The organism is Streptomyces cupreus (genome assembly GCF_014257025.1).
Lineage (GTDB): Bacteria > Actinomycetota > Actinomycetes > Streptomycetales > Streptomycetaceae > Streptomyces > Streptomyces cupreus.
On record NZ_JACMSF010000097.1, the window covers coordinates 1 to 20,978 of the forward strand.

At 67.8% G+C, this 20,978-nt stretch carries 10 protein-coding genes; 6 read left to right on the plus strand and 4 right to left on the minus strand.

Going from position 1 to position 20,978, the window contains the following annotated elements; translation table 11 throughout:
• Positions 1 to 34 precede the first annotated feature (34 nt).
• The 3 genes from H4N64_RS41575 to H4N64_RS41585 all read left to right on the plus strand — a co-directional run bounded on the left by H4N64_RS41575 (position 35) and on the right by H4N64_RS41585 (position 2,170).
• Positions 35 to 1,171 (plus strand): AAA family ATPase, encoded by a 1,137-nt coding sequence (locus H4N64_RS41575; RefSeq protein WP_186287821.1) that lies wholly within the window; start codon positions 35 to 37, stop codon positions 1,169 to 1,171.
• Complete coding sequence (locus H4N64_RS41580) at positions 1,168 to 1,494, plus strand: MazG-like family protein (RefSeq protein ID WP_186287822.1); 327 nt, start codon at positions 1,168 to 1,170, stop codon at positions 1,492 to 1,494. The genes H4N64_RS41575 and H4N64_RS41580 overlap by 4 nt, the downstream gene beginning before the upstream one ends.
• Positions 1,495 to 1,687: 193 nt before the next feature.
• A complete protein-coding gene (locus H4N64_RS41585; RefSeq protein ID WP_186287823.1) occupies positions 1,688 to 2,170 on the plus strand; it encodes a DUF6099 family protein in 483 nt (160 codons plus the stop codon).
• A 10-nt stretch (positions 2,171 to 2,180) separates the two neighbouring features.
• Here the strand turns inward: H4N64_RS41585 and H4N64_RS41590 are convergent, their stop codons facing one another.
• Positions 2,181 to 2,378, minus strand: coding sequence for a hypothetical protein (locus H4N64_RS41590; protein ID WP_186287824.1), 198 nt, complete (start codon positions 2,376 to 2,378; stop codon positions 2,181 to 2,183).
• Positions 2,379 to 2,562: 184 nt separating this feature from the next.
• On the opposite strand from H4N64_RS41590, the gene H4N64_RS41595 reads away from it, so the two are divergent.
• From H4N64_RS41595 to H4N64_RS41605, 3 genes are all read left to right on the plus strand, one after another.
• Positions 2,563 to 3,486, plus strand: coding sequence for an LLM class F420-dependent oxidoreductase (locus H4N64_RS41595; protein ID WP_186287825.1), 924 nt, complete (start codon positions 2,563 to 2,565; stop codon positions 3,484 to 3,486).
• Between the two features lie 320 nt (positions 3,487 to 3,806).
• The gene (locus H4N64_RS41600; protein WP_186287826.1) at positions 3,807 to 4,493 is read left to right on the plus strand and encodes a DUF2637 domain-containing protein; all 687 of its coding nucleotides are present in this window, start codon (positions 3,807 to 3,809) and stop codon (positions 4,491 to 4,493) included.
• Positions 4,494 to 4,747: 254 nt separating this feature from the next.
• A complete protein-coding gene (locus H4N64_RS41605; protein ID WP_186287827.1) occupies positions 4,748 to 5,203 on the plus strand; it encodes a hypothetical protein in 456 nt (151 codons plus the stop codon).
• A 188-nt stretch (positions 5,204 to 5,391) separates the two neighbouring features.
• Here H4N64_RS41605 and H4N64_RS41610 read toward each other — a convergent pair whose 3' ends face one another.
• The 3 genes from H4N64_RS41610 to H4N64_RS41620 form a co-directional block, all read right to left on the minus strand.
• Positions 5,392 to 11,448: a hypothetical protein gene (locus H4N64_RS41610; RefSeq protein WP_336246952.1), complete on the minus strand. Its 6,057-nt coding sequence runs from the start codon at positions 11,446 to 11,448 to the stop codon at positions 5,392 to 5,394.
• A 144-nt stretch (positions 11,449 to 11,592) separates the two neighbouring features.
• A complete protein-coding gene (locus tag H4N64_RS41615) occupies positions 11,593 to 14,109 on the minus strand; it encodes a hypothetical protein (RefSeq protein WP_186287828.1) in 2,517 nt (838 codons plus the stop codon).
• The gene (locus tag H4N64_RS41620; RefSeq protein WP_186287829.1) at positions 14,106 to 20,003 is read right to left on the minus strand and encodes a DEAD/DEAH box helicase; all 5,898 of its coding nucleotides are present in this window, start codon (positions 20,001 to 20,003) and stop codon (positions 14,106 to 14,108) included. The genes H4N64_RS41615 and H4N64_RS41620 overlap by 4 nt, the downstream gene beginning before the upstream one ends.
• Positions 20,004 to 20,978 lie beyond the last annotated feature (975 nt).

Here is a 20,978-nt window from a genome sequence, read left to right on the forward strand (position 1 = left end):
ACCCGCGCCCGCCGCGTCACCGGAGTCCTCCCGTGTGCCCGGGCCCGGCCGGGGTCACCCCGATCGGCCCCGCATCACCGAGCTGCGGCTCTCCGCGTTCGCCGGGCATCGGCGGGTCGGGGTACCGTTCGGGGCGTTCACGCTGCTCGCCGGGCCCAGTGGGTGCGGGAAGACGAGTGCGCTGCGGGCGTACGAGGCGCTGGCCCGGCTCGGTGGGGGCGCCGAGCTCTCGGACGTGTTCCCGGACCCGGTCGCCTGCGTGCCCGAGGGGGCCCGGCCCGACGCCCAGCGGCGCCGGGGCTTCCGCATCGGCTGCACCGCCGACGGTCCCGAGGGGCCGGTCCGGCTCGACATCGCCGTACAGGCCGAACCCGAACTGCGTATCGTCGGCGAGCGTCTGACGGCGGACGGGGTGACCCTGCTGGAGACCGCCCTGCGTGATCCCGGCCGGCGTGCCGTCCAGGCCGCCTGGCACACCGCCGGATCCGCGCCGGTGACCCGCGCACCGCTCCCCGACGACCTCCTCGGCACCGCGCTGCTGCCCCTGCGCGTGGCCGGCAAGACCGACGGACAGCGCCGGGTCCTCGCCGCCGCCGAGCAGATGGTCGTCGCCCTGCGCTCGGTCTTCCCCTGCGATCCGCACCCGGAGTGGATGCGCGTCCCCGTCCCGACCGGCTCGGGACGCCTCCTCGGCGGCTGCGACAACCTCCCCGACGTCCTGTGGCGCACCCGCGTCGAGTGCGCCCGCCGCCATCAGCAACTGGTCGCCGCGGTACGCGCCGGATGCCTCGGTCCCGTCATGGACGTCCTGGCCGAACCGCTCGGCGACGGCACCGTACGGGGCGTACTGGACCGGGGCGACGGCACCCGCACCGACTTCGCCCGCCTCGGCGACGGCGAACTGCGCTATCTCGCGCTCGCCCTGGTCCTGCTCACCGGCCCCGGCGTGCTGGAGCTGGACGCGCCCGGCGAGGTGCCCCCGGCCATGCGGACGCTCACCGTGCTGACGGACGGCCTCGAACGCGCCCTGGACCCACGGCAGCGCACCGAACTTCTGGGGCTCGCGGCGCGGATGTGCGAGCGCGGCCACATCCGCCTCGTCGGTACGGTCAGCGACGCGGCCTGGACCTGCGGGACGCCCGGAGTCACGGTGGTACACCTGAACCCGTGACAGAACCCCTCGACGTGGCGAAGCTCCAGCGCAGGCTGGCCGAGTTCGCGACCGCCCGCAACTGGCAGCCGTACCACACCCCCAAGAACCTCGTCGCCGCGCTCAGCGTGGAGGCCTCCGAACTGGTCGAGATCTTCCAGTGGTTGACGCCCGAGGAGTCGGCCCGAGTGATGTCCGACCCCGACACCGCGCACCGCGTCACGGACGAGGTCGCCGATGTGCTGGCCTATCTGCTGCAACTGTGCGAGGTGCTCGGCATCGACCCCCTGGCGGCCCTGGACGCGAAGATCGACCGGAACGAACGGCGGTTCCCGGCGCCGTAGCGCCTTCGCGCGGGCAGGAGTTGATCAATCCGCTTTCACTCTCGGTAGTGATTCAACTCCCTGAAACCGATTTGTTGTCCACAGATTTCCGTCTTCCTCTGGCTTTTCGTCTCACGCACCCTCACTCTGGGTAGTGGACAACGGAGTTCGGGCGGACGTGCCAGGGGCGCGTCGGAGCAGACGGGGGCAGCGCATGGACGCGGTGCGGCTCATCGTGACGAGCAGGCGCGCCCTGGCGGGGAGCGACCGCGCGCCGGAGATCATGACCGAGGTGTGGCAGGCGCAGGCGCTGGCCCAGGCGATAGGCAGCCGGCTCGCGGTCTTCGGCCCACCCGAACTGCGCGGCGAGGCGCTGGGTCTGACCGAACTCGCAGGCCGGGGCTGCGGGGTGCTGGACACCCCCGTACTCGACACCAAGGACCTGCGCGCGGCCCAGCTCAGCGAACTGGGCGACGCCCGCCAGGCGCTGATGTACCTCGGCGGTCTGCTCGGCGAGGTCGGCATCGCCCTCGTCGGCCTGGCGAGCGCGGCGGACGACGAGGGCACGTACTGGCAGTGCATGGAGGCCATCGACGCGGCCGACGAGTCCCGCGACCGCGTCCTGGAGATGCTCCGAAGACTGGCGGACCGGGACAGGGACGAGCTGTTACAGGGGGAGGAGAGGGCAGCGGGCTGACCCCGGCGTCTCAGTCGCCGTCCTCCACGACCCCCGCCGTCGCACTCGCGCCCCGCCCCGGCCCCCCGGCCGACTGGAGCTCCGCGTCCAGGGCGTTCAGATCCGCGTTCAGCGCCGCCATCAGCTCCTCCATCTGCTGCAGCACCCCCTTCGGCTGACCGGCGGCGCCCCCGGTCAAGCCCTGCTGCGGCACGGATTCTTCCGACATGACGGCCTCCTCGGCGGGGAGCCGGGCGGTCCGGCTCCGCCCGAGCCAACGACCATCACCGAACCGGGTCACTGGCCCGGGCCCGCCCCCGGGCACGCCGTTGACGACTTTCACCCGACCGTGGCCCGGCGGGACCGGTGGGACCGATGGGGTTGACCCCCACATGAGTGTGCAGGATGGAGGTATGGATCTTCGCATCTTCACCGAGCCCCAGCAGGGGGCCACCTACGACACCTTGCTCACCGTGGCGAAGGCCACCGAGGACCTTGGATTCGACGCGTTTTTCCGGTCCGACCACTACGTGAGCATGGGCTCCGTGGACGGCCTCCCCGGCCCCACCGACGCCTGGATCACCCTCGCCGGACTCGCCCGCGAGACCAAGCGCATCCGCCTCGGCACCCTTATGACCGCGGGCACCTTCCGCCTGCCCGGCGTGCTCGCCATCCAGGTCGCGCAGGTCGACCAGATGTCGGGCGGCCGTATCGAACTCGGCCTCGGCGCGGGCTGGTTCGAGGAGGAGCACAAGGCGTACGGCATCCCCTTCCCGAAGGAGAAGTTCGCGCGCCTGGAGGAGCAGCTCGCCATCGTCACCGGCCTGTGGGCCACCGACATCGGCAAGACCTTCGACTTCCACGGCACCTACTACGACCTCACCGACTCGCCCGCGCTGCCCAAGCCCGCGCAGGCGAAGATCCCGGTGCTCATCGGCGGCCACGGCGCCAGCCGCACCCCACGCCTCGCAGGTCAGTACGCGGATGAGTTCAACATGCCCTTTGGAAGCATCGAGGACAGCGAGCGCCAGTTCGGCCGGGTCCGGGCCGCCGCTGAGGCGGCCGGTCGTGGCCCCGACGACCTGACGTACTCCAGCACCCTGGTGGTCTGCGTCGGCAAGGACGACGCGGAGGTCGCCCGCCGGGCCGCCGCCATCGGCCGCGAGGTGGACGAGCTCAAGACCAACGGCCTGGCCGGCTCCCCGGCCGAGGTCGTCGACAAGATCGGCCGCTACGCCGAGATCGGCTCCCGCCGGATCTACCTCCAGCTCCTCGACCTCTCCGACCTCGACCACCTGGAGCTCATCTCCTCCCAGGTGCAGTCACAGCTGCCGTAGAACCGTGGGAATAAACGAAGGCGCCGGTCGGGCCCGTTGTGCGAAGGTGTGACCGTCGTCCTGAAGGCCCCCAGGATCACCCTCCTGGGGGCCTTCGCGCGCACGGCGGCACATCTGTCCACCGAGCCTCAAAGGCCCTGCCCATGTTCCTGACGTACAGCCTGACTTGTCTGTCCGCTGCGCTCTGACCTGCACTGATGCTCTGGTCGGGGCTCGTTTGCAGATCCGGCCACTGCCGCTTCTACCTGCGAGTTCCCGGGAGTTCCCGTCGAAGTGTGCACGCGTTGTGCACTGGGGCGAGGTGCTGGGCGGTGCGTCCGATGAGCACTGACAGCACTCACACCGAGGTCCGGGAAGGAACTGCCGGGAGTCGGGGCTTCGAACCGGATGCGTGGATCCGGCCGTTGTGCGCTTTGGTCGTTGCAGGGGTAGCGGCCTATGCCTCGTACGTGCACCAGCGAGAGTTCGCCCTTCAGGGCGGGGCAGATGAGGTCAGCGCTTCGCTGTGGCCGCTGTCTGTCGATGGCCTCCTGCTCTTGGCCACAGTCGGTCTGCTGAAGCAGGCGGGACCCCGTACACGTCGTGCGCGGGGTGCTGTGTGGTCGGCGTTTCTGCTGGGGATCGCGGTCTCCCTGGCAGCGAACGTCGCGGCTGCGCCGACTCTGGAGTGGAAGCCGGTACTGGTCGCCGGGTGGCCACCGGTCGCGCTGCTGCTGTCGGTGGAGCTTCTGGCACACCGCCCGATCGATCAATTGATTGAAGAGCCCGGGCCGGAACGAGTGGACGGTGGTGATCTGAACGGTGACGATCCGTTGCTCGCTCAGGCTCGGACGATCGATGCCAGGCATCGGCGTCTGCATCATCGCCCTGTCTCGGCCGAGACCTTGCGCAAGGAACTGCGTGTCGGTTCGAGTCGGTCGAGGAGGTTGGCCACACTTGTGCGGGCGAGTCGAAGCGAGAGTAACGGTACTGACAAGCATCGTGACCCGGTGAGCGAACAGAACTGACGGCTCCCGAGCGAGTTGTGTCGGGACCTCGCCGGAACTGGAGAGGCACCTTCCGTATTGCTGATGCTGCAGCCGCCATGGCATAGGGCAACTCTGCGAACGCGGCGCCCATCCGACGGGACTGCGCAGGTTCGAGCCCCCGGCGGGGCCACATGCAGATGGTTGCGCCTCGTACATCCATCAGCGGGACTTCGCCCGCCAGGCGGCGCGGATGAGGTCGCGCGTCCTTCTGGCCGCTGTCGGTGGACGGGTTGTTGCTGCTGGCGACGGTCGGCTTGCTGACGCCGGCGGGGCGTGGTGGGCGCCGGGCGCGATATGCGGTGTGGCTGGCATTTCTGCTGGGGATCGTGGTGTCCCTGGCGGCCAATATCGCGGCTGCGCCATCGCTGGCGTGGAAGCCGGTCCTGGTTGCCGGGTGGCCGCCGGTCGCGCTGCTGCTGTCGGTGGAGTTGTTGGCGCACCGCCCTGAGGTCCAGGTAAAGGCGGAACTCGGCGGTGAGGAGTACAGCGAAGGCGATGTCGACCGTGATCGGGTTCACTGTGATCCGCTGCTGGAGCGTGCCCGACGAGTGGATGCCCGACACCGCCAACTGCATCAGCGCCCGGTCTCGGCCGAGTCATTGCGTAAAGAACTGCGGATCGGCGCGGACCGGTCGAGACAGTTGGTCCCCCTGGTACGTGCAAGTCGTAACGGCAGCCTGCGAGGGTGAGTACCCGGCCTGCAGACCGACTCCGTCTGTCTTTGCTGTGTGTTCCGACCAGGTCGAATAGCTTGCTTGGAGCCATTGTCTGTTTGGGTCGGCTTCCCGCTGCTGCCTCGGGGCCGGGAGCTGCCGGGCAGTTGGGAGTGCGGTCTGCCGCTTTCCTTGTTGCGTAGCCGCACTCCCAGCGTCCCTGGTCAAGAAGAGTGAGCTCTGTTCCAACTCGCGCGCAAAACGGGCTCGAGGCGGTACTTGCCCGCCGAATCTGAGTCGAAGACCTGGAGGGCGCGCAGAATGCCGAGCGCCTCGGCCACATCCACCGGCTCGCTGTCCGTTCCGGCTTCGACGGCTGCCCGAAGATCGTCGGTTGTCATTCCATCAGCCGTCATGAACTCCAGAACCGCGCGGTAGGCGTCCCACTGCGGAGTCTGTGGGGTCAATCCAGCCTGCCTCAGGAATTCCCTCGCGCCGTCGGCATCCTCCAGACCCGCCACTGAGTGGCGCAGCGCGTCGTCTTCGCGGCGTCCCTCAGCGATTGCGGTGGAGAGCCGGTCGACCAGCAAGGGCCAGCCGCCAGTGGCATCCCGCAGCCGCTCCAACTGGGCGTCAGAGGTGAACTCCTCCTTTTCCTGAGCCCAGGCACGCAGTCCGTCTGATGTGAATCGGCGCAGGGGCAGCACCTCGAACCCGGTGCCGTCCTGGTCACCAGCGCCGAAGGCGAGAGACCAGATGCACTGCTGGCCAGGGCCCGCGACGACCACCGCTGATCGCGTGACACCGGCCGTGGTCGGAGTACGGTGGACAGCGCTCTCCAACGTCTCCTTGCAGGCGTCCTCACTGGGATCCTTCACTGTCAGATTCGACACGACGACGCGCTTTTGACCCGGCTTGCCTTCGACGAGCTGGCGGTCGAAGTCGGACCGCTTCGACACTTGCGGCATGTCCCAGCCGGTGGTCTCGGCAACGTCCCGGAGGGCTGCGCCGACTCGGTCGATTCCGGTGGCGATCGATCCGATGATCAAACGAGCCTGGTTGCCATGGCCAGGCAGAACATCCGCGATCTGATCGGCGGTGAGAGGAGAATGCGAGTGACCGTTGCGTGAGGGATGACGTGCCTCGAACTTGCTGAAGTGTTCGGCCACCTTCCGGCTCGATGCCTGTGCCAGCTCGGCCTCCACCATCCCGAGATTGCCGATCATGCTGAGCGCGTTGGCGCTGCGCAGGTGCCAGCCGCGGTGGTCGGGATCGGGCGCGAGAACGCCGAGCCCTTTCATTTCCGACAGATAAGCGCGGAACTGGTCCGTGTCCAGGTTGTCGAAGCCCTCCGCCCACCAGTACGAGCACTCCTCCCGCAGTTGCACCTGGCTGAGCCGGGAGTCCAGGCCATAGTGATGCGCATGATGGGCGACCACGTTCGCGATCACGTTATAGCGCAGGTCGAGCCGCAACGTGTCATGGAAAGCCTCGGTGATGCTGACCCGGAGGTCCTTGTCTGACTGGACAGCCTCCACATCGACCCGCTCGATGATGTAGGGCGGCCCGGACGTTTTACCGCTCCGCTTGCTGTGCATGGTCTGCACCAATCGGTTTCCGAACATCTGGAGCAGGAACGGCTGGTATGAGCAGTGGCCGAGGATGCGGTGCACGAGCGCGGGCTCTTCGAACTGGTAGCCCAGCACTTCGAGCGGCTTGACGAGCAGGTTGACCGCGTCCTGCGGATGCAGCGGCCCGATCACCATGGGGTTCTGGGAGAGATGGCCGAATGGGCTGTTCACGGCGATCTTCGCGTAGCGCTGCACTGAGTGAAGCCCTGCGAAGACAACCTTGACCCGGCCCTCTGTTTCGGCGCCCAGGTCTCGCAGGTGCCGGGTCTCGGTGAACTGGGGGGAGTCGGACTCGAAGAAACCGTCGGCCTCGTCAAGCATGATCAGCAGTCCCCTTTTCGGGTCCTCACGCAGCCACGCCTTGATGCCGTCCAGGACCTGTTGGCGCGTGAGCACGGGGCCTGCTTTGAGTCGTCGGGGCAGAGCGAGCGCCTCATGTTCCAGAAGGCGACGTCCGATCCGGTCCCAGACGATGGAGGGCGGTGCGTTGGTGCCGGTGAAGGTCGAGTCCAGAGCGAGGAGCAGGCTGAGTCGCGAACCGGGAAGCTGCGCCTCGTATTTCCGCCCGGCGGCCTTCAGCAGGGCCGACTTGCCAAGACCTCGGCCTCCGAATACCACCTGATCCCCGGTGGAGCCCTGGACCTCGGCGAGTTCCTCGCGGCGGCCGAAGAACATCTCCTCGGCCACTGGAGCGCGTTTGCCCATGACGTACGGATTGATCGCGGAGAAGGGCAGCAGGACGCGCATGGCGGAGTCTAGGCGCTGATTGCCGCAAGCGGCCAGATGGGCCAGAGCAGCATCGTCCAGCACAACAAGGGCGCGTCGTCCGGTGGCGCACTGCGCTGCGAGGGCCCTGCGGTCGCGTACTGACAGTGTGCCGAGGTACGCGACGAGCAGACTGTCGTCGTTCGGATCCTGCTGAATCCAGGACATCAGTGTCTCGGACGAGGGCCGGTCCCATACCAGCATTACACGGATGCTGCCGCGCAGTCCCGACCCGAACGCGGGCACCAGGGCCGACCCCGTGTACTCGACTGCGGGCACGTCGAGAAAGCGGTAGCTGCCGGAGCGCGGTGTGTCGATCCGCTGCGGAACTCTCTTGCTGCTGTAACCGATCAGGCGGAGGGCAGGCATCAACAGCTCACTCTCGCGGACCCCCTGAGTGCGCTGACCGCCCTTCCGGGCAGCCAGGTTCCCCCAGCCGGCGAGGGCTTGTGCGGTCTGCTCCGCGATCTCGGGTGACAGAGACGAGTAGTCGAGGGCTTCCAGATCCAGATAGCGCTTCCGCTGCCGGACGGCATCGATCAGCTCGCCGGAAATTCCCGTGTCGGCCATGGCGTTCGGGACGTCCGGGAAGAAGGTGGCGAAGCTCTGGTCGGACGCCTGGATGTCCGGGATGCTCTCGCCGTTCACCAGATGGGAGATCAGCTCTTCGGCAGTGAGTAGATCACCGCTGTCGATCAGTTGTTCTACGCGCTGGCGGTCCTCGGCTGGGAGTCCGTCGATGTCGCTGAGCCGGGTGCGCAGCTTGGCGGCGTGGCCGGCGTGCGCCCGGTTCAGTTCGCTGGAGAGGACTTCCAGTTCTCGTCGCACAGTGGCGAGGTCAGCGTCGGGCTTGGGATCGGCGTCCTGGAGCCTGCGCTCGAAGAGACGCTCCTCGTCCTCGGTCAGAGCACCGTCCACACGGGCGTGACGCAGGTTCTCTTCGAGCCGTTCGCGTGTTTCGTGCAGCTCGCGGGCGACACGCTTGCCGGCTTCCTGGACGTGGGAGTAGAGCTCTTCCGGCGGCACGGCCTGGTGGCCCAGATGCGGGAGCTGCCGTTTTGCCCACAGGTCGAGGAGCTTCTGCGCCGTGGCGAAGAGTTCGCAGGATGTCTGGGCGCGCACCGCCTCCTCCCAGGAGCGATGGCTCGCCTCCGCCAGCTCACGGGCGGACACTTCCGCGGGTGGCTGTACGTTCCCCGCTTCGTGGATCACGGTGCCGAGAATCTTCAAGAGTTCTGCTCTCAGGGCGAGTTCGGTAGTCAACTCGGTGTCATCGAGCCGCACTTCGCCCGACAGCAGGGCGAAGGTCCTGGACAGTGATGTCACTGTGGCACCCATCGCGGCGGCCGCCAGCATGCCCGCCGTCAACGTCTGTTCTCTCATATCGCTAAGGGCATCTTCACGGAGTCTGAGAACAACGGTGCGCATCTCCCGCACCTGGTCGGCGCTCCAGTCCGTGTCCCGTGCGTTGAGTTGCTGTACCTGCCGGACCCACTTGTCCACCAGGGCCAGGCGTTCCGCCGTATGGCGCAGCAGGTCATGGCGGGCCGGTCCCTCCAGGCGGGTGCGGGCGCCGGGGGTCATGAACTCCTGGTCTGCTCTGTCCAGCTTGGACTGGATGACCGCAGGATCGCGGAGCTCGCACACCGTCTGTGCGAGCGCGTCGAGGCCATTCCTGTCGGCGTTCGCCGCCTGCCGCAGCAGCGAACCGATAAGGCCTTTCTCCGGGTCCCACCAGTGGCGGACGATCTTCTGTCCCCGCGGGAAACGGATGGTGGGTACCCGTTCGAGTGCTCGCCTGCACTCGTCCCGGGCATCTTCCAGTGCTCGCTCGAGCTCTGCCCTGTCTCGTGCCAGCGCAAGGGGCGGAGAGTGCAGGAGAAGGGACTTCAGGGCGGGCTGAGCCACCGCGTCAGCGATGCGGGCCAGGCTGGGAGACAGACCGTTCGCAACTCGGCTGAGGGAGGCGCCCACCTCGGGGTCGCCCGTCACCAATACGGTACGCAAGAGCGCTGCGGTGGTGAGGGCGGCATCGGGACGGCTCGTCATCAGCTCGTCGAAGTCGGGGCCCGCGAGCAGGGTGCGGATATCATTGAGGCTCTCGCTGCTCGCCGAGCGCACCGCGTCGGCGCAGGCGGCAAGTTGCAGCGCGATGATCCGACGCGGTGGTTCGCCGAGATGGGCGGCAAGGGAAGCAGCGAGGCCGTATCGCTCGGTTGAGATGAGCTTGGCGAGGGACCGGCGCGCCTCCGATCGCCACTCCTCGGTCGTTTGCCCGGCGGGCTTGGACCGCGGCGGGGACGAGGGAGCCGTGCGAGCAGCCGGGGTGCTCGTCGTGAGCGTCGAGGAGGACTTTACCGGGGCTGGCTTCAGTTCCACCTTCTGTGCACCGGATTCCTTAGCCAAGACCGGGACTACGGATTCGGATACGGCAGGCTGCTCGGCCGTCCCCCGAGGCTCGGGGATCGGAGAGGGCGCATCGACCGTGCTCGCTGCCGCCTCGTCCGGCTCGGCGGCTGACTGTCCGTTGTCCTCCTGACCGACAATCCCCTGCTGTACGACCTTCCGCCCGGGTTCGGACGGCGTGGCAGCACTTATCGCACGCGAGTCCGCCGCACAGGCTGCGGGGGGCGGCGCGGATGATACGGGTTCCGCCTGTTGTGGGGCGGCCATAGCGGTCTCTCCGGCGGTGGGGCGTAGCAAGAGTTCGGTGTAGTGGCCAGCCAGGTAGGCCACACACCGGCTCCTCACCGCGGCGGGGAGGAGAGCGAGGATCTCGTTGCGGTCCTGTTCGTCGGCGTGCAGTTCCACCATGGTGAGCAGCACGTCGAGAGCATCGGCATCTACCTGGTGTATGGCATCCCAGCCGGCGGTTTCGCTAATGGCACGTGCCCGCTCCTGGGCAGTCGCCAGGTCCTGGGCGAGCGCCGGATCGTCCCTTCTGCAGGCCAGATGTGCCACCTTGGCGAGTCGTCTCCGCAATGGCTCGGTGGACAAACGGCCCAGCAGCGCGGCGGTCTCCTGCTGGAAATGGGGCAGGTCGGCTGTAGCGGGTACCACCCCGTGTTCTTTCAGGCTCTGTGCTGCGGCGTCGAAGGCTTCGGCCACTTCGCGCAGCATGTTCAGATCAGTGGTGGACGGGCGGGCCTGAGCGGTGATGGCGGCTGCGGTACGACGAGCCGGCTCGGCGGCGTCGTTCAGTGCCTCCGTGATGTGCGCCATCGCGGCCTCCAACTGGTCCGCGTCCGGTGGAGTCGAGGGGAGCGGCACCGGGGCGGCATCGGTGGGACCGGTCACGTCCTCAGGCACGGTGTGTATGTCTTCCTCGCGTTCGTCGGTTGTGTGCGCTGCGAGATCCACGACCCGTTGTGCGGCTTCCAGCACCTCTTGGACTGGAACCCCTGTCTCTGTCAGCCATGGCTGCTGCAGCGACCATGTCCACAGGGGCGCGTCGCCGGGACTCGCCGTCAGGTGCGACCATGTGGTCAGTCTGAGGAGGGCAGGGCTCCAACGATGGGTGAGGGGCCGGGCGGAATCGTCCGGCACACCAGCGGCGTGACGGAAGCCGGCCCGGGCCATGTCGTCGAAGACGGGCAGGGTCAGATGCCGAGCTGCATTATGGGCCCGGGGCGCTTCCGGATCGCGCTGGATACGTGCCAGGACGTCGTGGCACAGGGCTCGGTTGACCCTGGTTCCGTCAATGGGAATGCGGAGCGTACCGAGCAGATGGCGTCTCCGCGGCACGGGCGTGGAGTTGAGCGAGTGTTCCACGTCCGCCTCGGTGAGCCGGAGCAGTGCGTCGGCCATGGGGGAGGGACGTGCGGCCTGGGTGGCGGTCAGCGCAGCGGACAGCTCCTCGAGGGCTGCCAGCAGTTCCGGAGACACGTCCCCCTGGTCCAGGGTTCCGAGATCGACCGGGTGAGGGGTGTCGCTCTTCCCGCTTGAAGCAGAGCGGGATGGGCGAGGATGACTCATACGGACTCCAACGAGGTAGATCGTTCGTGCGGAGGGGCCACTGGAACCAGAGAGTCAGCGGCTCCGCTTGTGCGGGCGGATGTAGGTGAATTCCGGCGGCAATTCGGCAGGCCCGCTCAACCGGAACCTTTGGTGATCTTCGCGATAGCGGGCACGTTGCTCCTCGCTCGCCTTTTTTCCGAGATGCCCGATGCGGCGGAGGAAACCGGACACATTGTGCTCCTGGACCGGCTGGTCCGGCGCAGCCGACGTGGGCTGGTGCGGTGCGCCAGCGGGTGAACCGTCCATGGCATCGACGCGATGCGGCCGATAGCAGACGAGTTCCACGGTCGGCTCGCCCGGTCGGGGTGGGTAATACGTACGGCCGTCGCTGCCGCGGCTGCCCCACGTGACCGTCAGACGCTCGGCGGTGAGCAGCTCGGTGAGGGCTGTCTCGATGCAGGAGGCCTCGATGTGGTCGTCGCCCGTGACCGCACGGATGGCTGCAGGCACATCCGTCCGGGGCAACAGTGCGCAGCCGAAGCGGTCGAGCAGACCGAGCCTGCGGATCGCCGCCATGAGCTGTCGGGCGGGAGCGGGCTCGCAGGTCGGTTCGGTGCCGACGGACAGACCGTGGGATCCTTCACGGGTGAGCACCCTCGGGTCGTAACGGTGCTCGATCAGGTCACCGTCGACGGTTACCGGCTGCGGCAGCAGAGTCGTCCGCGCGTGGATCACACTGCTCCCGCGCTGCCAGGTGAACGTGAGCCAGATCCCGGGAAACAGGTCCAGAGGCCATTCGATACCGTCGAGCCGCGTTCCTTGCCCTTCCACGGTGACGCGTGTGTCATGGCACATCTGCTCGGATGGTAGCTCGTGTCCCGCGTGATGGAGCATGACCCTCACGGGTCCAGCCGGAGCACCGGAAGGAAGGAGTTCGTCGGCTACATGGCCGGGGAGTGGAAAGCAATCCTCGAGCACATGGAACAACCGCAGTGGCTGAGCCCACTCGATCTGGCTGTCGTTCGCCACCGGTTGGATGGGGGAGCCGAGATCGCCGTCGTCGGGCCACAGCAGCTGGAGCTCCGCCTCTTCGTCTCCGCTCGCTGGTTCCCCGACCCTGATCGAGCCTGATGTGCTCGTGACGTTCGCGTCTTTGCCCGTCGGCACAGCATGCTCGGAGGACGCACCTTCAGGAGTCCCCGAGCGTGCGTCTGCGACGCTACCCGGATCGGTTTCGGTCTCCCTTGCGGCATCGCCCTGCAGCATGGAAGGCGGCTGTGCCTTGGAGGCGGAGGGCCGGAAAGCCTGAGGGGGCAGTTGGTGCGGAAAACTCTCCGCCCAGCCTCGGCCGGCTGGCTCGTCCACAGGGCTGTGAGCGGACTCCGTGTTCACGTCGCCTTTCGCGAACTCGGCGCGCCACACGCCGCCTCCCTGCCAGCGGTCGTCCAGGCTAAGCCGGACTCCCGACGGCAGCAGACCGGTCATCTCATTGCCCTCGCGCTGCGCGTAGTCGGCCAGCACGGAGTTGGCATGGCAGGCAGCCAATGGGTAGTCGATGCCGCGGATCTTCTCCTGCCACTCCCTGTGCGAACGCAGAGCGGGGCCGATTGCGGTGTAGACCGGTCTGGGCGGTGCGACTCCGATCCGGCGTCCGGCCCGGGGAACGGCATGCTGTGACGTCGACTCGGCCAGCCAGACGAGATCGCTGCGCCCCAGTGGACCGGTGTCCTCCAGCCGCTGGGCCATCGAGGCCCGGGTGAAGGCGTATTCTCCCCACATCCGCACCGTGTCGAGCGCCGTCAGAGCTTGTCGCACGGTGCCCATCAGCCCTCTGACGGCCGCCAGCAGCTCATCGTCCCCGCTCCCCGGAGCGACCAGTGTCGGGAGTGGAGTCGGTGCCAAGGCACTGGTGATCTGCGCTCGGCCGCGGGTGACCAGGTAGGTCGCGTAGTAGTCAGCGTCGCTCAGGTCGGCGTCTGCAAAGCCGTACATGGACTCAACGATCAGGTGCCCGAACTCGTCGGTCCTGCCTTGGCGCCGCAGCCGCTGGAGCCGCTCCTTGGTCGGCGCCACCCCCTGTCCGAATGCGGAGGTGTCGAAGACCAGCCGTTCCCGGAGTACGGGGGCCTCATCGGGGGCGAGTAGAGCGGGCCCTCGGGCACCGGAGGGCGCCCCGGAGAGCCAGCCCGGGGTCTCCCCGTACGCGCCGAGATCGGGATGTGCCCCTTCTTTGTAGACGATCTCCGCGGGCAGCAGATCCCCACCCGAACGGATGTTGATCATCGCGCCAACAGGCAGTGCCTCGACCCTGTCGCCGACCGCCACCGATGGGAAGTCCCCGATGTCCAGCGGGCCGCCGACGTAGCCACCGGCATCGACGTGGTAACCGAAATACACGGCGTTGAAGGCCGCGCCCGTGTGCACAGGCGCGGCGCGGTGCGCGACGACAGCCTCCAAGTAGCACAGCAGTCGCTCTCGCGTCCCGAGGTCGCAGGCATCAAGGCCAGTGACCATGTCCCTGGTGATCAGCGGATCGTCGTCGTACGGCCGCCACGCGCGACCCGCTGCGGTGTGGACCGAGACCGTCATGCTGTTCCCCCTTCCCGAGCGGTACCCGACCCCGTGCCACGAGGTGGCACAGCGCGCCACAGTCCGCCCACGGAGGCAAGACGCCCGGTCCCCGCCAGCCGCTCGATGCTTTCTTCCACCGCGCGCAGTGGGACGTCGGCATGCGCGCCGAAGTACCGGCTGCCGACAAGCCCCTGGGGAAGCCGGACTCGTCGGCCCAGCTTCGGCGAGTACGAGCTGTCCTCGCCGCGGAGCGCCCGCCAGACGCTGCGCACATGGACCCCGCGTGGCACTGTCCAGATGAGCCGGTAGACCTGCTCGTCCAGACGTTTCCGCCGTGACTCCGGCTGGGCGGCGCTGTCGATGGGGCGGGGCTTGGGCGTGAGCAGGGCATTCGCGGGTGCTGGCATGGTCTCACCGATCGGCCAGTCGGGCCTGCCCCAGCATGCGCCGCAGCGGTTCGCCGCGGTCGTGCAGCAGGACTCGGGCAACTCGGTGACCCCGAAGTAGTCGGCGAACTTCCGATGCGCGCATGTGGCGGAGTCGTCGAAGAAGTCTCGCAGCCGGGCGATCTCCACGGCGGCGCGCTGGGCCTTTCCGGATAGAGCCGCCAGAAAGTGTGGCGGCAAATCGGGACTGAGCACGTCTATGCCGCTCACCCAGTGACGGCTGGGCGCGGCGGAGACGTCCAGCAGCCCGCGATCGTGCAGATCGCTGAGCAACTGCCAGGTGCCTGCAGGGCCTTCGGACAGCCCCCGGTATCCAGACACCTGGGCGGTCAGCCGACGGTCCAACGCCGTGACGTCGAGCCGGGACCGGGCCATCCCGGGCGTTGCCGGTTCACGTTCCGGAAGGCTGGTCACCGCCGCGAGCACGTCGACAATGATCGGTTCCTCGTCGTCCTCGGGTCTCAGCTCGCCCTGCCGGACCTTGCACAGCGGCGGGAAGTCGCCGTGGTCGGTGACCGTACCCAGGCGCGACAACTGGCTGAAGGCGCGCATCACACCGGCCACGTATGTATCCGTCACATGTGCCGATCGTGCCTCTTGCTCGCTGATCCTGCCCGACCGCACATCCTCGCCGATCAGCCGGTCACCGATGTCTCGGGCATCCAGCACGGTGTCACAGGCGAGTACGGCCCGCCCCATGCGCCGGAGAAGCCCAGGGTGCAGGTCCTGCCCGGTCATGAAGGCGACCGTGCGCAGCCCCTTGGTGGTCAGCAGCGCCAGAGCGGTGTTGGCGGGGGCCGCAGTATCCACGGCCGGACCGCTCCCTGCGACGTCGCGGCCCGCTCGCCCCAATTGCTGGTAGAGCGAGGCCAGGTCGGTCGGGGCCGACACACAAAACACGGTACGTACATCAGCGCGGTCGATGCCCAGCCCGAAGGCGGAGGTAGCGACGACGACCAGAGGCGCGAAGCCTTCCTCACCGAGGCGCGGCGCCTCGCGGAACTCCGTCATCACCGCCGACTTCTCGGCCTGCGTCAGCCGACCGTGGAAGCGGCGAATCCGGACCGAGGAGTCGCCCAGGTACTCCTGGAGGTAGGCATGAAGAGCCACCACTTCCTTGACCGTGAGGCAGTAGAAGACCGCATGTCCCGTCGAAGCCTCCAGTACGTGCCGGGCGAGGCCGGCCACCACGGCGGGACTCGACTGCTTGAGGGAACGCCGGAACACGGCCAGTTCCGGGCGGATGGGATTCTCTCGCACCGTCACCAGCCCGCCCTCGGTCACCGGTCTCGCGGTTTCCCTGCGTGCGGCCTCGCTGCCTTCCGACGGCGGGTTCTCGGGAGCCTCGAAGACACCGATGCGCAACCCTGCGTGGACGGTGTGGTTGGCAGTGGCGGTCAGCGCGGTCACCGGCAGCGCGTACGCGTGTCGAAGCTCCCGGAGGAACTGCTCGACCCGCTGCATGCTGGGACGGAAATCGTCCCACTGGACCATGGTGTGCGCTTCGTCCAGCACGATGCGGCTGACCGTGCCCTCAGCGGCTGCGGTACGTATCAGTTCCCGGAACCTGCGCTGGCACAGCCGTTCCGGGCTGACGTATACGATCTTGATCCCGTGGGCCGCACGGTTGAGTAGTTGGTCCGCGACCTCCGTCTTTCCCGCTCTGCTGCTGGACTCCCGCAGCGGTGCGATCAGCGCCCGGACGGCGCCGCCGATGGAGCGGTTGAGCTCCAGTGCCTGGTCCTGCATCAAGGCCACGAGCGGGCTGACGACGAGGGTGATGCCGGGCAGGACCAAGGCGGGAAGCTGGAAGGTGAAGCTCTTGCCGTACCCGGTCGGGAGAAGGCCGAGCACGTTGCGCCCCTGGGCTACCGCCTCGATGACGGCGCGTTGGGCGGCCTTGAGCCGGAACTGCCTCGGATCGTCCATCAGCCGCAGCAGCCCGGCGACCTCCGACGCCCGCCGAAGAACCTCATCTTCCAACCGATTGTCGGCCGAGAGTTTCTCGACGTCCGTGGCCGAGAGCTCCAGCTGCCTGATCCGCAGGGTCTGCGGCAGCAAGGTGTGCCGCTGGAGTGCGTCGGGCTCGGAGAGCTCCTTCGCCCGCTGGGGAGACAGCAGACCCTGACGTGCGAAGAAGCTCCAGATTCTCGCCCACCCCTGGGCCATGGTGACGACGTTGCCCGCCCCCGGCTCCCCGGTTCGCGGGTCGGTGCGGAGCAGGCCTTCGTCGAGGCTCCCCAAGAAGGCCCGGCGATAAGCACGGCGCAGTGCCGTGTGCCCTGCCAGCTTGCGGTCGCTGATCACGATCATGCCCGTATGACGCTCGGAGCGGATCAGACGTCCCACCGCTTGCCGCAGCTGCAGGGCCGCGAGCGGAATGTAGTAATGCTCGGTCGCGTAGGCGTCTGGATCCTCAAGGCCTGCGGCTTCCGCCCGCGCGCGTACGGCGGCACGCCGGGCCTCCACCAGCGGTGCTGCGAACGGTGCGAAGGGCAGCTTGTTGATCCACACCAGCCGCAGCCGCCGCTCGTCCGAGACGTCCACGCCTTGCCAGAGGCCCTTGGTACCGACCAGGAATCCGCCTCCGTCACCGGGATCGGTGAACTGCTCGAATGCTCGAGAGTTGCCCAGCACGAGCGCGTTCACAACCGGCGTGGGATCACTGCGCCGATGTAGCTCTTCGGTCAGGAATTCCGCGATGCCGGCCGCGGTGGACCGTGCGGTGGTCAGGACTAGAGCACCGCCGTCCGTGCCCGTACGGGCGACCGCCGGACGCGCCAACTCCTTGGCATATCCGGCGAGCTGATGAGCCGCGGTCCGCATGGCTCCTTCCTGCTGCTCAGCCCAGGACGGGAAGTCCGAGAAACAGACCAGCTCCGCCTGCCGACGCAGATCGAACGGTGTCTCGACGCACATCGTCGGAAGTCCGGCCAGGCCCAATCGCCCCATAACGAAGTCCCAGGCACCGGCCACGCGAAGCGTCGCCGACACGTAGTACGTGCGGGGGAAGGAACCTAGGAATCGCCTCCACTGGGCGTCACCGGGAAGCTCAACCGGGCTAGAGGACATACGGAAGCGGTAGTGGCGCAGCCCGGCGAGCGGAATGGCGAGTTCCTCGGCGTACACGATGCGGTTGGGCATCGGCGGGGGAAGCAGGCTGTCCTGCCGAGTGTCGGCATCATCTTCGTCGCCGTCGGGTCCATCGTGCTCATCCGCTGCGTCACCTGCATCGTCGTCGGGCTCCTCTGCTGCTGCCGGACGGCTGCCGGAAGGTGAGCCCCCAGGCGAGAGGGCCCCGAGGATCTCCTGGGTGTCCGACAGCAGCACATCGGCCGTCTCACGCACCTCGGTCGCTTGGGTCTGCATCGCGCCGAGCGCATCGAGCGAGAAGAAATCAAGCGAGGCAGCGTGAGCCTGTGCGAAGCTGGCCAGTGCGCGCTCCAACCGCAGGCACACGGATGACAGTCGGCGAACCAACATCGTCAGAGTCCGGACCTGCGCAAGTCCCGTGCCGCCGCCGTACGGGCTGGCCAGCGTGACGGCGCGCGAACCGATGACAGACGCATCCTGCCCGCCCAGCACGTCGAACGCGCGGCTGGCGGCACGCGGGAGGGACTCATGATCGAGGAGTGTCTCCAGTTCCGCGACCGCATGAGCCACCCGGTCCCGGGCCGGCCCGGCAGCGGCGTTCTTCAGCCAGGTGCGGCAGGAGGCGGCGAACTGCTCCACTGCGCCGTAGTCGAGAGACGCAGTCAGAGCGGAGGTGGCGGCATCCTCCAGCAGATGCGCCTCGTCGACGATCAGCATCGTCTCCCCCGGAAGGGCGCGCAGGTCGTCCAGGTGTGCCAGTAGCACCGCGTGATTGCCCAGGATCAGCCGGTGAGAGGCGATTGCCTCGCGCAGGCTGTTCGTGTGCGCCGCCAGAGGCGTGGCCGCTGTGGAGGCATAGTCGCCGCCTGCCTGGGAGAGCGACTGAAGCCACAAGGAGAGCACCGGCCCGCAGTATGCGTCCAGGTAAGCGGGCACGTCGACGGAGTCCACCGACCGAGCGGTCCACGCGTCGGGGGCGGCGGGAGCCGCGATCAGCCGCACCAGAAGAAAGACCGCCAGTTCGCGGAACTTCAGGTGTTCGACGAACTGTGAGTGGGCACGGTCGTCCCTGTCCGTGTCGAGGTCGGTCGCGTCGGACAGGGCCGTGGCCAGGGCGCGCAGGGAGAGCCGGTTCGCCTTGCCCTTGACCAGATCGGCGGCCTGGAGGAGGCCGGGCATGACGAGGTTGAGAGTGTCGACGTCCCGGGCGATTTGACTCTGCAGTTGCTTGGTGTATGTGGCTATGACGACGCTGCGGTCAGGCCCGCCACCGAGCCAGTCCATCGCGGCAGCCAGCACCGCGAAGCTCTTGCCCGTGCCAGTCGGCGCCTCGACCAGGGCGGAGGCACCGGCGTCGGCCCAAGCGTGCAGTCCTGCGGTCATCTGCTGCTGTGCAGGGCGCGGGCATGCCTCGGCCCCATGGACCACCTTGGCCAGTTCCCCTGGATCGACCCGACCCTCAAGGCGTAACTGCTCGGGCACGAAGAGCGGCGTCCGGCCGGGTGCGGCGGCGGGCGGCCCGCTGCGTCGCGGCGCGTGGTCCTTCAACCAACCCGCGAGCGCAGTGGAGAGGGCGTGTCGGTCCCAGGCGTTCCGCTCGCCGACCGTCCCTGCTGGTCCTGCAGCGCCGCGCGCCAGGCCGTGGAGCAGGTTCCAGGCGGGCGAGTCAGGGCATGCATCTGCGACAAGGGCGCGAAGATCCGGGGGCCAACTGGCGAGTCCGTCGGCGGCCCGGCCCAGGAGACGGGTCAGCAACTCCGCGTCGTCCGCCGCATCGTGCCACCGAAGCCCCGAACGATCGACTCCGCAGATGTCGGCCAGTGCTGCGAGCCGATGGCTGCGGGCGAGAGGCCACAGGCAATGTGCCAAGTAGAGCGAGTCAACACGATCGCCTGGGATCGGCGGCAACTCCTCCCGTTCGCAGGCCTCGTCGAGGACAGGAAAGTCCGCCAAGGTGCCGTTATGTGCGACGAGCACATCTGTGTCGGCACAGAACTCGCGCACTCGCTCCAGCGCGGCGCGAGGATCTGACGCCAGGGCCTGCTGCCGTTCCCGGAGCCCGTCGTCCCGGATGACCCAGTCGTCACCGGGCAGGGACAGAAAGACCTCCATTCGTGGTTGTTCCGCCACCCAGGCCGCGTCTGTGCCCATCCGAACGGCACCGATCTGGAAGATCCGACGGTCCACGTAGGGGGCCGTGGCCGTCGTGCGTACCACGCTCTCGACATCGATGGTGACGGCACGCACGCTGCTCCGGACATCGGGATCTCCGTCGCAGGTCTCCGGCGCCTGGTGGCCTCCGCCCTCTCCGGTGAACAGCAGACCGCCCTGCTCGTACAACTGTCCTGCAGACAGGGCCTGTTGAAGAAGCATCGCTAGGCGCTGGGGTGGCACACGCGTGAAGCGGTCCCGGGCGGTTGCCATTAGCCCGTCGACGGTGATCCCCCGAGGGGACGCCGCAACGATTTGGATCAAGGGGGCTGCAGCGGTCGACGCTCTACGGCTGCTGGCTCTGCCCATGGACCGTCCTCGGTGTACTGGCATGCCCGATGGAGCTAAGGGCCCGAATCGGCATAGCCTTCCTGAACTTGACTATTGTGTGGTCGTAACCCTCTGTTGTGGGAGTGTTACGTCAAAAGAAGTGGTGCCAGTTCGATCCTGATCAGCGGTAGTCGTGACTTTGCGGCGGCTTGAGCCGGTGTGGAGGCCGACGGGTCACCGATCTCCGCATTGATCCGGTTCCGGGATCGGTGGTGGCCGTCTACACCACAGAACTCGGCGCAGCCAGGGAGCCCACGAAACCGGAGTCACCTCACCCGAGTCATCCAAGACTCCGACCGTGAGGGGCCGCGGCTTTGGCTCGGTTGGGCCAACTATCAACTCGTCGGCTAGGAGGTTGAAGTCAAGCAGATCGATCTGGACGTCGTTGTCTGCCCGCATGGTGTCCCCCGCGCTACCTGAAGCGTGGCGCAGCCCCTGGCGCCAGCCGTGATGGGGAAGTGTAGAGGGGGATGCTCTTCTTGCGGATGAAACGTGAAGAAAATGAGTAGCGCTAGCGAAAGTCGGGCGAACTTCACTGTGGTGCTGGGCCTTTGCTGGCCTGCGCGCGACGTCCAGCTCCCTACTATGCCGGGGCCTGGCTTCTTGCCTGTTCGTCACAGGTGCACGGACTTTGGTGATGGCCTGTGTGTGGTGCGAGCGCGTGGCGGCACCGACGGCGGACGCGTTGCAGTAAGTTCACCCACTCGCGCCGTGGGCGCTCGGGGCGGTTCAGGTGCGTCGCCCGCGCCACCACCGAAGGATGGTGCGTCAGACTTCGACCTGCTCCGGTCTGGTATGCCCTGGGTC

Coding starts and splice junctions, on each gene's coding strand:
- H4N64_RS41585 (WP_186287823.1), top strand. CDS start 1,688: ATGGACGCGGTGCGGCTCATCGTGACGAGCAGGCGCGCCCTGGCGGGG.
- H4N64_RS41590 (WP_186287824.1), bottom strand. CDS start 2,378: ATGTCGGAAGAATCCGTGCCGCAGCAGGGCTTGACCGGGGGCGCCGCC.
- H4N64_RS41595 (WP_186287825.1), top strand. CDS start 2,563: ATGGATCTTCGCATCTTCACCGAGCCCCAGCAGGGGGCCACCTACGAC.
- H4N64_RS41600 (WP_186287826.1), top strand. CDS start 3,807: ATGAGCACTGACAGCACTCACACCGAGGTCCGGGAAGGAACTGCCGGG.
- H4N64_RS41615 (WP_186287828.1), bottom strand. CDS start 14,109: ATGACGGTCTCGGTCCACACCGCAGCGGGTCGCGCGTGGCGGCCGTAC.
- H4N64_RS41620 (WP_186287829.1), bottom strand. CDS start 20,003: ATGCTTCTTCAACAGGCCCTGTCTGCAGGACAGTTGTACGAGCAGGGC.